The organism is Flavobacterium sp. AK-301 (assembly GCF_058310215.1).
On the sequence record NZ_JBZEES010000006.1, the window covers coordinates 102,687 to 118,348 of the forward strand.

At 33.7% G+C, this 15,662-nt stretch carries 15 protein-coding genes; 7 read left to right on the forward strand and 8 right to left on the reverse strand.

Annotated elements, in window-relative coordinates; genetic code table 11:
• Window positions 1–201 precede the first annotated feature (201 nt).
• The 6 genes from ychF to AC4FQX_RS10375 all read left to right on the forward strand — a co-directional run bounded on the left by ychF (window position 202) and on the right by AC4FQX_RS10375 (window position 8,877).
• Complete coding sequence (ychF, locus tag AC4FQX_RS10350) at window positions 202–1,296, forward strand: redox-regulated ATPase YchF (protein ID WP_491167618.1); 1,095 nt, start codon at window positions 202–204, stop codon at window positions 1,294–1,296.
• A 206-nt stretch (window positions 1,297–1,502) separates the two neighbouring features.
• Complete coding sequence (pncB, locus tag AC4FQX_RS10355; RefSeq protein ID WP_491167619.1) at window positions 1,503–2,690, forward strand: nicotinate phosphoribosyltransferase; 1,188 nt, start codon at window positions 1,503–1,505, stop codon at window positions 2,688–2,690.
• 15 nt (window positions 2,691–2,705) lie between these two features.
• A complete protein-coding gene (locus AC4FQX_RS10360; RefSeq protein ID WP_491167620.1) occupies window positions 2,706–3,404 on the forward strand; it encodes a TIGR02117 family protein in 699 nt (232 codons plus the stop codon).
• Between the two features lie 8 nt (window positions 3,405–3,412).
• The gene (locus tag AC4FQX_RS10365; protein WP_491167621.1) at window positions 3,413–4,195 is read left to right on the forward strand and encodes a DUF1963 domain-containing protein; all 783 of its coding nucleotides are present in this window, start codon (window positions 3,413–3,415) and stop codon (window positions 4,193–4,195) included.
• Window positions 4,196–4,314: 119 nt separating this feature from the next.
• Entirely contained in the window at window positions 4,315–6,171 is a 1,857-nt protein-coding gene (locus tag AC4FQX_RS10370) for a DNA topoisomerase IV subunit B (RefSeq protein ID WP_491167622.1), read from the forward strand.
• 39 nt (window positions 6,172–6,210) lie between these two features.
• Window positions 6,211–8,877, forward strand: a complete 2,667-nt coding sequence (locus AC4FQX_RS10375) for a DNA gyrase/topoisomerase IV subunit A (protein WP_491167623.1) — start codon at window positions 6,211–6,213, stop codon at window positions 8,875–8,877.
• A 251-nt stretch (window positions 8,878–9,128) separates the two neighbouring features.
• Here the strand turns inward: AC4FQX_RS10375 and AC4FQX_RS10380 are convergent, their stop codons facing one another.
• The 8 genes from AC4FQX_RS10380 to AC4FQX_RS10415 form a co-directional block, all read right to left on the reverse strand.
• Window positions 9,129–9,899 carry a TerC family protein gene (locus tag AC4FQX_RS10380; RefSeq protein ID WP_491167624.1) on the reverse strand — a complete coding sequence of 257 codons (771 nt, stop codon included), beginning with the start codon at window positions 9,897–9,899 and terminating at the stop codon, window positions 9,129–9,131.
• Between the two features lie 9 nt (window positions 9,900–9,908).
• On the reverse strand, window positions 9,909–10,280 hold the full coding sequence (locus tag AC4FQX_RS10385; protein WP_491167625.1) for a DNA topoisomerase IV: 372 nt from the start codon (window positions 10,278–10,280) through the stop codon (window positions 9,909–9,911).
• A 6-nt stretch (window positions 10,281–10,286) separates the two neighbouring features.
• Window positions 10,287–10,865 carry a DUF1572 family protein gene (locus AC4FQX_RS10390; protein WP_491167626.1) on the reverse strand — a complete coding sequence of 193 codons (579 nt, stop codon included), beginning with the start codon at window positions 10,863–10,865 and terminating at the stop codon, window positions 10,287–10,289.
• Between the two features lie 37 nt (window positions 10,866–10,902).
• Window positions 10,903–11,127, reverse strand: a complete 225-nt coding sequence (locus AC4FQX_RS10395; RefSeq protein WP_491167627.1) for a DUF6095 family protein — start codon at window positions 11,125–11,127, stop codon at window positions 10,903–10,905.
• A 123-nt stretch (window positions 11,128–11,250) separates the two neighbouring features.
• Window positions 11,251–12,069 carry an N-acetylmuramic acid 6-phosphate etherase gene (gene murQ / locus AC4FQX_RS10400; RefSeq protein WP_491167628.1) on the reverse strand — a complete coding sequence of 273 codons (819 nt, stop codon included), beginning with the start codon at window positions 12,067–12,069 and terminating at the stop codon, window positions 11,251–11,253.
• Window positions 12,070–12,236: 167 nt separating this feature from the next.
• Window positions 12,237–12,689 (reverse strand): DsrE family protein, encoded by a 453-nt coding sequence (locus tag AC4FQX_RS10405; protein ID WP_491167629.1) that lies wholly within the window; start codon window positions 12,687–12,689, stop codon window positions 12,237–12,239.
• 142 nt (window positions 12,690–12,831) lie between these two features.
• Entirely contained in the window at window positions 12,832–13,539 is a 708-nt protein-coding gene (locus AC4FQX_RS10410) for a ZIP family metal transporter (RefSeq protein ID WP_491167630.1), read from the reverse strand.
• 4 nt (window positions 13,540–13,543) lie between these two features.
• Window positions 13,544–14,275 (reverse strand): class I SAM-dependent DNA methyltransferase, encoded by a 732-nt coding sequence (locus tag AC4FQX_RS10415; protein WP_491167631.1) that lies wholly within the window; start codon window positions 14,273–14,275, stop codon window positions 13,544–13,546.
• A gap of 197 nt (window positions 14,276–14,472) precedes the next feature.
• Here AC4FQX_RS10415 and AC4FQX_RS10420 point away from each other — a divergent pair, with 197 nt between their 5' ends.
• Window positions 14,473–15,651: a THUMP domain-containing class I SAM-dependent RNA methyltransferase gene (locus AC4FQX_RS10420; RefSeq protein WP_491167632.1), complete on the forward strand. Its 1,179-nt coding sequence runs from the start codon at window positions 14,473–14,475 to the stop codon at window positions 15,649–15,651.
• The last annotated feature ends 11 nt before the right edge of the window (window positions 15,652–15,662 follow it).

Here is a 15,662-nt window from a genome sequence, read left to right on the forward strand (position 1 = left end):
AAGGGTTTGTATTCACAAATTTAAGAAAAAACTGTTAAATAGGTTCTTAAATTTTTTATAATTAATTAAATGTTTTTCAGAGAGAGTTTGAAAACCAAGGCTGAGGAAGGAGTTAAGAGCTCATTTTTTAAATCATTAATTTTTTTGATTTCAAAAGCTTATATTTGCACCCTGAAAAAATCAATTTTTTAAATTACTAAGATGAAAGCAGGGATTGTAGGGTTACCTAACGTTGGAAAATCGACTTTATTCAATTGTTTATCAAATGCTAAAGCACAGAGTGCTAATTTTCCATTTTGTACTATTGAACCAAATATAGGTGTTGTAAATGTTCCGGATCCAAGACTGGAAAAACTGGAAGAATTAGTTAATCCGGAGCGTATCCAGCCGGCTACTGTTGATATTGTTGATATTGCAGGGTTAGTAAAAGGAGCCAGTAAAGGAGAAGGACTTGGAAACCAGTTTTTAGGCAACATCAGAGAATGTAACGCTATTATTCATGTATTGCGTTGTTTTGATAATGATAATATTGTTCATGTAGATGGTAATGTAAATCCTATCAGAGATAAAGAAACAATAGATATTGAATTACAGTTAAAAGATCTTGAAACTGTTGAAAAACGTCTTGAGAAAGTAAAGAGAGCTGCAAAAACAGGAAATAAAGAAGCACAGGTTGAGGAAGCTTTTTTAGAAAGAATCAGACAGGCACTGCTACAGGCAAAATCAGCAAGAACAGTAGAGCCTCAGAATAATGATGAAGCAGAACTGATGGAGGATTTTCAGTTAATTACGTCAAAACCGGTTTTGTATGTGTGTAATGTTGATGAAGGGTCAGCTGCTACAGGAAATGCATATGTGGATCAGGTAAGAGAACTGGTAAAGGATGAAAATGCAGAAGTGATTGTTTTAGCAGTAGGAACAGAAGCAGATATTACTGAACTGGAAACGTATGAAGAACGTAAGATGTTCCTGGAGGATTTAGGTCTTAAAGAACCGGGATCTTCTGTTTTAATTCGTTCAGCTTATAAATTACTGAATTTACAAACCTACTTTACTGCGGGTGTAAAAGAAGTACGTGCCTGGACTATTACTGTAGGATCAACCGCACCACAGGCAGCAGGAGTAATTCATACTGATTTTGAAAAAGGATTTATTCGTGCTGAGGTTATCGCTTATGAAGATTTTGCTTCTTTTGGTTCTGAAGCAAAAGTGAAAGAAGCAGGAAAACTAAGAGTGGAAGGAAAAGAATATATTGTTAAAGATGGTGATGTAATGCATTTCAGGTTTAATGTATAAAAATCAGATTTATATATAAACAATATTTTGAAAATAGAAAAAAAAGTGAAGTTAGAGATAGTTTCACTTTTTTTTGTGATATAATCCGTATCAGGATAAGATTAAAAAATCTATTTTTGACGAACAACAAATAAAAGGTTGGTGTTACATAAATATTTTTAACTTTATGTGAAATATATAACACCGTTAATTAAATAAGAAAAACAATGTTGCCAGCTACTATAATAACTCCGGTATCTATTCTTGATAATGATTTTTACAAGTTTACAATGCAGCATGCAGTAATAAAGTTGTTTCCAAAAGCAAAAGCTAGTTATGGATTCATTAATAGAGGAAATCATTCTTTTCCGGAAGGTTTTGCAGATGCGCTTCGTAAATCAGTAGATGCTATGGCAACTCTGAAATTAACGAGAGAAGAGAAAAAATATTTAGCGGTAAACTGCCCTTATTTAGATCCTACTTATCTTGATTTTCTTCAGGGGTATCATTATGATCCCGATGAAGTGACGATACAGCAGGAAGGGGATCAGTTATCGGTAACCATAACTGGTTACTGGTATCGTACTATTTTATGGGAAGTTCCTTTAATGTCTTTAATATGTGAGTTGTTTTATAAACTGAAAAACTTACAGCGTGTAGAAGATTCAGTGGTTATTGATGTTACCAAAGAAAAAATAGAAAAATACAAAGCTCTGGGGATTACTATTGCCGAGTTTGGGACACGTCGTCGTCATTCCTATGATGTACATCGTCTCGTAATGCAGTCTCTGACTCAGTATGGTACAGGGAGTTTTATAGGTACAAGTAATGTTCATATGGCAATGCTGAGTGGTACTAAACCAATTGGTACACACGCTCATGAATGGTTTATGTTTCATGCGGCAAAATATGGTTTTAAAATGGCGAATTCTACGGGACTGGAACAATGGTCCGATATTTACAGAGGTGATCTGGGAATTGCATTGACAGATACTTATACAACTGATGTGTTTTTTGAACAGTTTGATAAAAAATTCGCAAAGTTATTTGATGGTGTTCGCCATGATAGTGGTGACCCAATTGAGTTTGCAGATAAGACGATGCATCATTATGAGAAATTGGGAATTAATCCAAAATCAAAGACTATTATTTTTTCGGACGGATTGAATTATGAAAAAGTAGAACGTATAGCAAATCACTGTAAAGGCAGAATAGGAATATCATTTGGAATCGGAACTAATTTCACAAATGATGTTGGATTAGAAGCGATGAATATTGTGGTTAAAATGCTTGAAGCTCATCCTGACGGAGGACACTGGACGGGTGTGGTTAAATTATCCGATGAAAAAGGAAAATATACCGGGACACCAAAAATGATCCATCTGGCTAAAGAAATTCTTGAAATTACAGATTAAATCCTATTCTGTGATATGAAACTATTCAGTAAAATAATTAAGTTCTTTTGGAAATTTATCTTAATTATAATCGGGTTATTGTCAGCTTATCTTCTGGTAGAATTTCTTTTATCCAGAATTGCCGTTAATTCAGAAGTAAAATCAGCTCCTGATGGGATTGATATTTATCTCCTTTCTAACGGGGTGCATACAGATATTGTAATGCCGATACAGTCTGATATAATAGATTGGAGTAAGGAGGTTAAATTTGAAAACACAAAATCAAAGGATAGTGCTATGCAGTTTGTAGCTATGGGTTGGGGAGACAAAGGTTTTTATCTGGAAACACCAGAGTGGTCAGATTTGAAATTTAGTGTTGCTTTTAAAGCAGCGTTTTATTTAGGCTCTTCCGCAATGCATACTACTTTTTATAAGCAGATTACTGAGGATGAAAAGTGTGTTAAGATTACGATTAGTAAAGAAGAGTATCAAAAATTAATCCGATATATAAAGGATAGTTTTCAGTATAATAGTGAAGGAAATATTATTTTAATTGATGCTCCGACTTATGGTGTAAATGATTCTTTTTATGAAGCAAAAAGAGTATACGGTCTTTTTTATACTTGTAATACCTGGACTAATAATGCTTTAAAAGCCTCAGGTCAGAAAGCTTGTTTCTGGACGGCTTTTGATAAAGGAATTTTTTATCAGTATAAAAATAAAACGATACAGTAACAGAACGAATGACTTTCAGAGAAGAAATAGAACGCAAAATAACAGAATTTGAACTGGATCGGTTCAAAGAACCTATTCTGAGAAGAGCTACTTTAGGTATTGCTGTCAGAACAGTCGCTCCCGATGATTATTCTATTGTGGGTAATACTCGTTTTGGAGGACATCCCGATCTGCCTTCTGATATGGAATATCCAATGGATGAAGGATTGTATCAGAATTTTCTTTGTCAGATTAATTTATTGGATATTGCTCATTTACGACACGATTTGCCAAAAGATGGTATGTTGTATTTTTTTATGATCGATAGTGAAATGGCGTCAGAAGTGAATGTAAATGTATTCTATTATCCCGAAAATAAAAGTTTAGAGTTATATGAGTTAATAAAAGGGCAGGATGCTGTTTGCAGTGAAGAAGATGATTACAGAGAAAACGGGCATACCGTTTCTTTTAAAAATGTTATCAGTTTACCACCAGATTATATTGCTCCTTCACCGGAACTGGAATTTAGTGACAGAGAAGCATCTCAGTATGCTGCGTTACGTTCTGTTTTGTTGGATCATGACGATCATACCCATCATTTATTTTGTCAGGAAACCTATATAAGTGAAGATCCCCGAAAGAATCATTTCGGAAGGAATTACAGAGAAGCGGATTTCTTATTGGCTTTACGATTTGATAAGCATACTGAATTTTGTTTCTGGGATGCCGGTGATTTACTTTTTATGATCCATAAAGAGGATTTAAAAAATCTTTCCTTTGATAAGGTATGTGCTACTATTGAAACTTCTTAAATTAATTTAATAAAAATTTAGATTAACCGAAATAGTGCATAGTTGTCTGATAACTTTCTATTCGCTCTCTTTCATTTTTTTAGGATATATAGTATCTTAGCGAAAAATCACAAGTTTACATGTCAGAACAAAATCAGTATACCGAAGATAATATCCGATCGCTCGATTGGAAGGAACACATCCGTATGCGTCCCGGAATGTATATTGGAAAACTGGGAGACGGTTCTTCTCCGGATGATGGTATTTATATTCTTCTTAAAGAGGTATTAGATAACTCTATCGATGAGTTTGTAATGGGTGCCGGAAAAACAATTGAAGTTACCATAAAAGAGAAAACAGTGACTGTAAGAGATTATGGTCGAGGTATTCCTTTGGGTAAAGTAGTTGATGTTGTTTCGAAGATGAACACAGGGGGAAAATATGATTCACTTGCTTTTAAAAAATCAGTTGGTTTAAATGGAGTAGGTACTAAAGCAGTAAATGCTTTGTCTAATTTTTTTCGTGTAGAATCCGTTCGTGATAATCAGCAGAAAGGTGCGGAATTTTCCGCAGGGAATCTGGTAACAGAAGAAGAAGTTACTGAAACAACAAAACGTAAAGGAACTAAGGTTACTTTTATTCCGGATGAGGCTATTTTTAAAAATTACAAATTCAGAAATGAGTATGTAATTAAAATGCTTAAAAATTACTGTTATCTGAATACCGGTCTGACCATTATTTATAACGGTGAAAAGTACTATTCCGATAACGGATTAAAAGATTTACTGGAAGAGACCATCAATGAAGATGATATGGTTTATCCGATTATTCACTTAAAAGGGGAGGATATTGAAGTAGCTCTGACACACAGTAAATCGCAGTATAGTGAAGAATATCATTCGTTTGTAAACGGACAGAATACAACTCAGGGCGGTACGCATTTGGCAGCTTTCAGAGAGGCACTTGTAAAAACAATCCGTGAGTTTTATAATAAGAATTTTGAAGCTTCAGATGTAAGAAAGTCCGTTGTTAGTGCAGTTAGTGTAAAAGTAATGGAACCGGTTTTTGAATCTCAGACCAAAACCAAATTAGGATCTACTGATATGGGACCCGATCTGCCTTCTGTACGTACATTTGTAAATGATTTTGTTAAAACACAGTTAGATAACTTTTTACATAAAAATACAGAGGTTGCCGAAGCATTGTTGCGTAAAATTTTACAGGCAGAAAGAGAACGCAAAGAGTTATCCGGTATCCGAAAATTAGCAAAAGATCGTGCTAAGAAATCCAGTGTACATAATAAGAAATTAAGAGATTGTCGTGTTCACCTGACGGATACAAAAGATCAGCGCAGTTTAGAAAGTACCCTTTTTATTACTGAGGGAGATTCTGCGAGTGGATCTATTACCAAGTCGCGTAATGTAAATACACAGGCGGTATTCAGTTTACGTGGTAAGCCTTTGAATTCTTATGGAATGACAAAGAAGATTGTTTATGAAAATGAAGAATTTAATTTGTTACAGGCAGCTTTGAATATTGAAGAAGATATGGGTGATCTGCGATACAATAATATCGTGATCGCTACGGATGCCGATGTTGACGGAATGCATATCCGATTATTACTGATTACTTTCTTTTTACAGTTTTTCCCGGAATTAATCAAAGAAGGACATTTGTATATTTTACAGACACCACTATTCAGGGTAAGAAATAAAAAAGAAACCATTTACTGCTATTCCGAAGAAGAACGAAGAGCAGCGATAGAAAAACTAAAACCAAAACCGGAGATTACCCGATTTAAAGGTTTAGGAGAAATTTCTCCTGATGAGTTTCAGTTCTTTATTGGTGAAGATATTCGTCTGGATCCTATTATGCTGGATAAAGCAACTTCAATAGAACAACTGTTATCTTTCTATATGGGAAAAAATACACCGGACAGACAAGAATTTATTATCAAGAATCTGAAAGTAGAGTTAGACGTACTTGAGAAAGAATAAAATAAAGAATAGAAGATTAATTTTATTCAAAGAAATTAAATGAACGAAGAAGAAGAAGAAAACTTAGATCCAATAGAAGAAGGAGAAGGGCAACCTACCGGAGGAGAGCATTTTTATGAAAATAACGAAGAAGGTCAGGATACCATTACGAAAGTAACCGGTATGTATAAAGACTGGTTTTTAGATTATGCTTCCTATGTAATTTTAGAACGTGCTGTTCCTGCGATAGAGGATGGTTTTAAACCCGTTCAGCGTCGTATTATGCACTCGTTAAAAGAGCTGGATGACGGACGTTACAATAAAGTAGCCAACGTTGTAGGTCATACCATGCAGTATCATCCTCACGGAGATGCCAGTATTGGAGATGCCATGGTACAGATTGGTCAGAAAGATTTGCTGATTGATACTCAGGGAAACTGGGGTAACATTCTGACTGGAGACGGAGCAGCAGCTTCCCGTTATATAGAAGCACGTCTTTCTAAGTTTGCTTTAGAAGTTTTATACAGTCCGAAAATTACAGATTGGGGTGTTTCCTATGATGGAAGAAGAGCGGAACCGAATAATCTCCCGGTTAAATTTCCTTTATTATTAGCACAAGGAGCAGAAGGTATTGCAGTAGGACTTTCTACAAAAGTATTGTCTCATAACTTTAATGAGCTAATTGATGCCTCTGTTAAAATATTAAAGGGGAAGCCTTTTCAGATTTATCCGGATTTTCCAACAGCGGGTATTGCGGATATATCAAATTATAATGATGGTATGCGTGGTGGTCGTGTTCGGGTAAGAGCGAAGATAGGACAACAGGATAAAAGTACTTTAGTAATTACTCAAATTCCTTTTAGTACCAATACGACAACTCTGATTGATAGTATTCTGAAAGCCAATGATAAAGGGAAGATCAAGATTAAAAAAATTGAAGATAATACCGCAGCAGAAGTAGAAATAGTAATTCATCTTCCGCCGGGTGTTTCACCGGATAAAACAATTGATGCTTTATATGCTTTTACTGCTTGTGAAACGTCTATTGCTCCTTTAGGTTGTGTTATTGAAGATAATAAACCGCTGTTTATCGGTGTTACCGAAATGTTGAAGATTTCAACAGAAAGAACCGTTGGGTTACTGAAAAAAGAATTGGAGATCCAGTTAGAAGAATTGGAAGAACAATGGCATTTTCTGTCTCTTGAGCGAATTTTTATTGAAAATAAAGTCTATCGTTTAATAGAGGAAGAATCTACTTGGGAAGGAGTAATAAACGCCATTGACGAAGGTTTAAAACCGTATACCAAACATTTAAAAAGAGCAGTTACTCAGGATGATATTGTTCGTTTAACAGAGATTAGAATTAAGAGGATTTCTAAGTTTGATATTGATAAAGCACAGGAAAAAATTGAAGCTTTGGAAGGGGATATCGAACAGGTAAAACACGATTTGATTCATCTGATTGATTTTGCAATTGCCTTTTTTATGCGATTAAAAGAGAAATACGGAAAAGGAAGAGAGCGTCAGACTGAGTTACGAATGTTTGATGATATTGAAGCTACTAAAGTTATTCTGCGTAATACAAAACTATATGTTAATCGTGAAGAAGGCTTTATAGGAACCAGTTTAAAGAAAGATGAGTATGTAGCAGACTGCTCTGATATAGATGATGTTATTGTATTTTTGAGGGATGGTAATATGATGGTCACTAAGGTAGATGCAAAAACTTTTGTGGGAAAAGATATTATTCATATTGCTATTTTTGATAAAAATGATAAACGAACGATTTATAACATGATTTATCGTGACGGTAAATCAGGATCTTCTTTTGTGAAGCGTTTCAATGTATCCGGAATAACAAGAGACAAAGCTTATAATTTAGGACAAGATAAACCGGGAACACAAGTGTTGTATTTCTCCTGTAACCCTAATGGAGAGGCTGAGGTTGTAACCGTTTTATTAAGACCGGTAGGAAGTGTTAAAAAACTTAAATTTGATTTAGATTTTGCAGAATTACTGATTAAAGGAAGAAACTCAAAAGGAAATGTAGTTACAAAATATCCGATCAAGAAAATTGAGCTGAAAGAAAAAGGTATTTCTACTTTGAAACCGAGAAAAATCTGGTTTGATGATACAGTACAACGATTAAATGTTGATGGAAGAGGGGAGTTATTAGGAGAGTTCAGAGGGCATGATAAGTTATTGATTATTACCCAATCCGGAAAATTAAAAGTGATTACTCCTGAATTATCGACTCATTTTGAGCAGGATATGATCGTTTTGGAAAAATGGATACCTAAAAAACCGGTTTCCACTATTTATTATGATGGTGAAAAAGAGCGTTATTATGTAAAACGTTTCCTGATTGAAAATGAAAATAAAGAAGAAATATTCATTACTGAACATGCTAATTCTCAAATTGAAATTGTATCAACTGATTTCCGTCCGTTAGCAGAATTAGTATTTGCAAAAACAAAAGGAGTTCAGAAAGAAAATATGATTATCGATCTGGAGAGTTTTATTGCTATTAAAGGTATTAAGGCTTTAGGGAATCAACTAACAACCGATAAGCTGAAACAGGTAAGCCTTTTAGAGCCGTTACCTTATGAGCCTCCTGTAGAAGAAAATCCGGAAGAAATGGAAGTTGTAGAAGCAGAGACAGAAGGAGAGGGAGAAGAAAATGATATAGATAATCTGGAAGATGATGGGCAGACTGCTTTGTTCTAGAAATTAGTATTGAGATTCTAGAATTGAGTATTGAGATTTAAAAAAGGGTTTTGTTGAATAAACGAAACCCTTTTTTATTATAATTGGATTTAGATTAACCGATTTGATTTTGTGAAGGATGTTCCAAGTCAAAAAGGTCAGGAGACCTTAGTACACTCCTGCAAAGTTGAAAACTTTACAGGGTATCAAATGAGCTTGTGAACCATCACAACTTCATCTATCTTTCTTCTTGGTTCTTTTATCTAAACTTTCTATTTCTTCTTACGCATTTTCATATTAATGAATTCTACTGCTAGGGAGAATGTAATAGCAAAGTAAAGATATCCTTTTGGTACGGCGCCGATTTCCTGTCCGACTAATTGTGCATGGGATAAATGCATACTTTCTGTAATTAGCATAAATCCGATTAAGATCAGGAATGCCAGACCAAGAATCTGAATAGATGGATTTGCATTTACAAAATTCCCTACAGGAACGGCAAACAGCATCATTACACCTACAGAAATAACCACAGCAGTGATCATAATATATAAAGCACCTTCTAAACCGTTTGTCATTCCGACAGCTGTCAGAATAGAATCTACAGAGAAAATAAGGTCAATTAAAAGTATCTGAATGATTACATTAGAAAAGGAAGCTTTTGCAGCCTGATTTAATGTTTTTTCTTCCTCTCCTTTATGATCTACTTTCTCATGGATTTCTTTCGTACTTTTATAAATCAGAAATAATCCTCCAAGAAATAAAACTAATGCTTGTCCTGTAAAACTAGCACTGAACCAACCCCAGTCTATACTGAATAAGGCGGCTTTCATCGCGACAAGCAACGTTATACCGAATAAAAGACCAATTCGCATGAACATAGCCAGAAACAATCCGATTCTGGTTGCTTTTTTACGTTTCTCCACAGGAAGTTTTCCTGTCACAATTGAAATAAAGATAATATTATCAATTCCCAGAATAATTTCAAGAAATGTCAAAGTTAATAAAGCAATCCACGCATCCGGATTTAGAAATACTTCCATAAAAATTAATTAGTTGATTTTAGTAACGGTTCCTTTTTGTTTTTTGTTATCGCCTACATTTGAAAACTCAAAAGTATAGGAATTTTTCTTAGTAGTCAATATTTTCATGTGAATTGCTTTTTGTTCTGCTCTGTTTTTTGGATTCAGTTTTTGCAGGATATATTCGCATTCATTGATCCATCGAACGGAGGAAGTGTCTGCTTTTCCTTCAAAATAATCAATCTCCAAAGATTCAGATCTTTCAAAAATAGTTGTTTTTTTCTGTCCGTCAATTTCAAAATCAAACTGGAATTTACCCGTTTTGAAATCACTGCAATTGCGTTTCTGATTATAACAGGACACTAAAAGAAGCAGGGCAGGAATGATTAGAATTTTTTTCATTTAAAATTATTTATTAATTCGATTTAATTCGTCGTCTGTAAAATTTTTGATGTTTTTTTCTTTAGAAAATTTTTCAGTATTATAATCTTTTGATTTGTTTCTGGAGATCGATAAGCTATTCCATTCAGATGTTTTTAATTGTTTTGCATAAAAAACAATCTGTCCTACATGATAAGGATAGTGGGCTAATTGTCTGTTGATTGCTTCTATTACACTATGCCCTTCATTTCGAATATAAATAATGGAAGACAGTTGTTCTTTTTGCAAATTGTTTATGGCAGAAAAAAGATATTGCCAACCTTCTTCCCATTTCTCAAATAATTCTTCTTTTGTTTTAAAAGGTTCTTCAAATTCTTCATCACGACGCCTCCATTCTTTTTCCCCGTCCGATGTAAGGAAATCGGTCCAGCGCGAACGCATATTTCCCCATAAATGTTTTACAATTATCGCTATACTATTAGTATCTTCATTAGTTGAGATAAATAATTGTTCAGGTTCTACTTGATTCATGGCTTTTTCGCCTAACGTTTTATAATATAGAAACTGTTTTCTGACACTTTCTAAATAAGATTCAGTTGCTTCCATGGAATAAGAATTGAATTAATAATAAAAATAATATTTTTTATTTTGCGTCAAATATACTTTTTACAACTGTTTTTAAGCCTAGATAGGTAAGATAAACACCTGTACAGCTTACAATTATTCCGATACTTAGTACTAACCAGTATAAAGGATGTTCCTGGTTTTTAAAAGAACTGTGAATAATTCCGGGACCAATAAAAAGCATTGGCAGAGCAAAAGCTAAATATTTAATACCTCTTGATAATATTTTCCTATCCGTAGACATGGTTTTATAGTTGTTGGTTTGTAATTGATAGTTTCAAAGTTTTAGAGTCGCAGAGTTTTTCTGAGTACTGTGATTGAGTACAGGAAACTAAATACTTTACATCTTTCTTCTTGTCTCTTTTTTCTATATTCTCTTTTGATATTCCTCAATGACAGTTCTGACTTTTTTGTATTTTTCTAAAAGAGCGGCAGCTTCTTTGTCAGTTATACTCAATTCAGAAACGATCATGCGTACACCGCGTTCAAAAAGTTTATGATTACTCAGCTGCATATCGACCATTTTGTTTCCTTTAATATAACCCAGTTGAATCATTGTAGTTGTGGAGATCATATTCAGAACCAGTTTCTGAGCAGTACCGGCTTTCATACGAGAACTTCCCGTAACAAATTCAGGACCTACAATAACTACAATAGGAAATTGAGCAGTAAGTGCGAGAGGACTGCCTTCATTACAGGTAATACACCCTGTTGCTATACCGTTTTTATTACAGGTTTCCAGTCCGCCGATAACATAAGGAGTAGTGCCTGAAGCCGCTATACCAATCACGACATCGTTTGTAGTAACAGCAAAAGTTTGTAAATCTTTCCATGCCTGTTGGTCATCATCTTCCGCAAATTCTACTGCTTTTCGTATAGCAGTATCACCGCCGGCAATAATACCATTTACCAGATCAGATGCTACGCCAAAAGTAGGAGGACATTCCGAAGCATCAACAATTCCTAATCTTCCGCTGGTTCCCGCTCCGATATAAAAAATCCGACCACCGGATTTTAGTTTGGTAACGAGCTCATTTACTAATTTTTCTATTTGAGGAATGGCTTTTTCAACAGCCGGAGGTACGGTTCTGTCCTCTTCATTGATATGAAGCAGTATTTCTTTTACCTTCATTTTTTCCAAATTGGAGTAATGAGAATCCTGCTCCGTTGTTTTTGTAAAAGGCATAATTTGATTTATATAATGGTCAGAGTCAAAGTTAATGATTTCCGTTCTGAACGCTGAAGTTTATTCCTTAAAATATTTTGTTTATTAATCTTGTGTTATTTGTTTTTTTTATAGAAAAACTTAGTATTGATGTTAGTTTTAACACACCTAAGAAGCGATTTTTCAGGTTAAAAACCACCTTTTATATATATCCACCCCTGTTCTTGTTTTGTAATAATTTCGCTAAGTCCAGAAGGAACAATGATAACACCATTGATGAGTTGTTCTTTTTTTATGTTTTTTCTGGTTATTGTATTTTGACAAGCGGCAAATAAGATACCTTTTTTTATCATTTTTATAATATCTTTTGTTACAGGTGATTTCTCATGCAGTAAAAAAGATATTCCCGGTCCGTGTACTACGACTTCAATTTGAATTTTATCTCCCCAGGTTTCTTTTAAATTTTCAATATTAATGATTAAGCCTTTTTGCGCTTCTATGTCGTTTGTACTCATTTGAATTATCACTTTGTGATTCTCTCTCTCTTTTGTTTGAGCCCCTACAGAGGTAATTATTGCCAGAGTGGAAAATAATACTATTACTATAGATATTATTTTTTTTGATTTGAATTTGATTTGCATTTTTTTAGTGTTTATTTCTCAAATCTACTGTATAAACAGGAGTATAAACGTAACAATAGTTACAGATTTCTAAAATTTAGCAGTATTTAATATTTTGTGTTTTTAAGAAAATAAGATTCTCTTGTGCTTAGAATAATCTAAATTATACAAAATAAGCACATAAAATCCCTAATGTTATTACCGATAATTTAGCAATATTAAACTTATGTCCCTCACTACTTTCAAAAATGATTGTAGAAGAAATATGAAATAATATTCCAACAACGACAGCAGAAATTTCAGTATAATAATGACTTAAAAAAGGTAAATATTCAGAAAGTATTGTTCCTAATGGTGTCATTAAAGCAAAAGTTACCATGAATAGAAAAATAGCTTTTTTATTCAGTTTAGCATTAATAAAGAAAGTGGTCAGAATGATTGCGATAGGGAAGTGGTGTATTGCAATTCCCCAGGCAAGATCATGATGATGACTTACAGGAAATCCTTCCAATAAGGCATGAATACATAAGCTGATAAATAAAAGCCATGGCATTTTATCCATTTCCTCATCATGATGAACATGTACATGACCATGTTCTGCTCCTTTTGAAAAATATTCCAGTATGATTTGGAATAAAATCCCAAGCATTATAAAGATTCCTATAGAATTATTATCATTATGTTCAGCATCATGATCAATATGTTGCTGTGCGTGGTAGATATCCGGTAATAAATGCAGAACAGTCAGTGATAGTAAAAAAGAACCACTAAAAGCCAACAGTAATTTGATGTTTTTTTTGTTCTTAGGTCTAAAAAACAATGCTATTGCATAACCTAGGAGAACAGATAACAGAGGAATAGTGTATAACATATATTTATTTAAAAATCATGATTAATCTGTCAGAATCTGTTTTATGAAATTTTTTCAGTTTATAATCGCCGAAAATGTCTAATAGATCAATATCGGCTTCCTGCATTAAGGTTTCAAAATCCTGTAAAGTTAAAGCTTTTACCTTTTCTGTAAAATGAAATTTTTCACCTTTATCTTCAAACTCAATCTCTTTTAATATATGACCGTCTTTTTCATAGCGTTTGATTTGAAACTCTATTCCATCAACTGTTTTGATCTCATTAGGCACTAAATTATTAATTACCCGATTTACATTCATAAAATCAATCATGGCAAATCCATATTCAGATAAACTTGCTTTTATTGCTTTCAGAGTAGTCAGATTATCCTCATCATTTTCAAAATAACCAAAACTGGTAAATAAATTAAGAATAGCATCAAACTTTTTATTGAAAGGTTTACGCATATCATGTATCTGAAAGTGTAAAGTGTCATTCTGACATTTTGAAGCTTCTTTAATACTATTTTCAGACAGATCAGCTCCCGTTACATCATATCCCAGTTTATTTAAATAAATAGAATGGCGTCCCTTCCCACAGGCGAGGTCCAAAACTTTTGCGTTTTCAGGCAGATTCAGGTAATGTGTGATGTTATCGATGAATAACTGGGCTTCGGCATAATCACGGTCTTTATAGAGAATATGATAGTAAGGAGTATCAAACCAAGAGGCATACCAGTTTTTAATTTCTTTTTGCATGTTCATTTATTAAGCAACAAATTTAGTGTATTTTTGCAAAGAATAAGAATAACAAGATTCAAATAGAAAACTTTACTATTTTAACTGCTTTAACTACTTGTTTTTGGTTTATCAGAAAGCAATTCAGACTTATTAATCAGTTATCTGTACTATTTAATCCTTTCAAATTTGTTGTTTGATAACCGGAATTTATAAAAATGGAAAATAATTTTAAAATGGTTGCCAAAACCTTTTTTGGTTTTGAAGAAGTGCTTGCTAAAGAGTTAAAAATGTTAGGAGCACAAGATGTAGAGCAGGGAATACGAATGGTGAGTTTTGTTGGAGATAAAGGGTTTATGTATAAAGCTAATTTATCATTAAGAACCGCTTTAAAAATTTTAAAACCTATTTACCATTTCAGAGCTTTTAATGAAGAAAGCTTATACAAAGGAATTTCAGGAATCAACTGGTCAAAATATTTAAATTCAAGTCAGACGTTTGTAATTGATACCACAGTTCATTCAGATCATTTTAACCATTCACAGTTTGTAGCTTTAAAGTGCAAAGACGCCATTGTGGATCAGTTTAGAAACCGATCCGGTCAGCGACCGAGTATTGATAAAGATTACCCGGATTTGAGAATTAATATTCATATTCAGAATGATCAGTGTTCAGTAGCCTTAGATACTTCCGGAAATTCATTACACCAGAGAGGATACAAAACGGCAACTAATATTGCTCCTATTAATGAAGTACTTGCAGCAGGGATGATTTTGCTTTCAGGCTGGGATGGTCAGGGAGATTTTCTCGATCCGATGTGTGGTAGTGGAACCATTTTAGCAGAAGCAGCTATGATTGCCTGTAATATTCCTGCAAATCTGAACAGAAAAGAGTTTGCTTTTGAAAAATGGAATGATTGGGATAATGACTTGTTTGATACCATTATAGATTCATTAATGACAAAAACAAGAGAATTCCACTATACAATTAAAGGGTATGATAAAGCCCCGTCAGCAGTAAGAAAAGCGCAGGATAATATCAGAAATGCCAATTTGGATGAATATGTGACCATTTCCGAACAGAATTTCTTTACTACAGAAAAAACAACACAAGGACCATTACATATGGTATTTAATCCTCCTTATGGAGAACGATTAGATATTGAAATGGAAAATTTCTATAAAAATATCGGAGACACTTTAAAGAAAAATTATCCCGGAACAAATGCATGGTTTATAACAGCAAATTTAGAAGCTTTGAAATTTGTAGGACTCAGACCATCCAGAAAAATAAAATTATTTAATGGAAGTTTAGAAGCCAGACTGGTAAAATATGAGATGTATGAAGGAAGTAAGAGAACAAAATTTCAAAAAGATAACAATCAGGACAATCAATAAAAATATCAAAA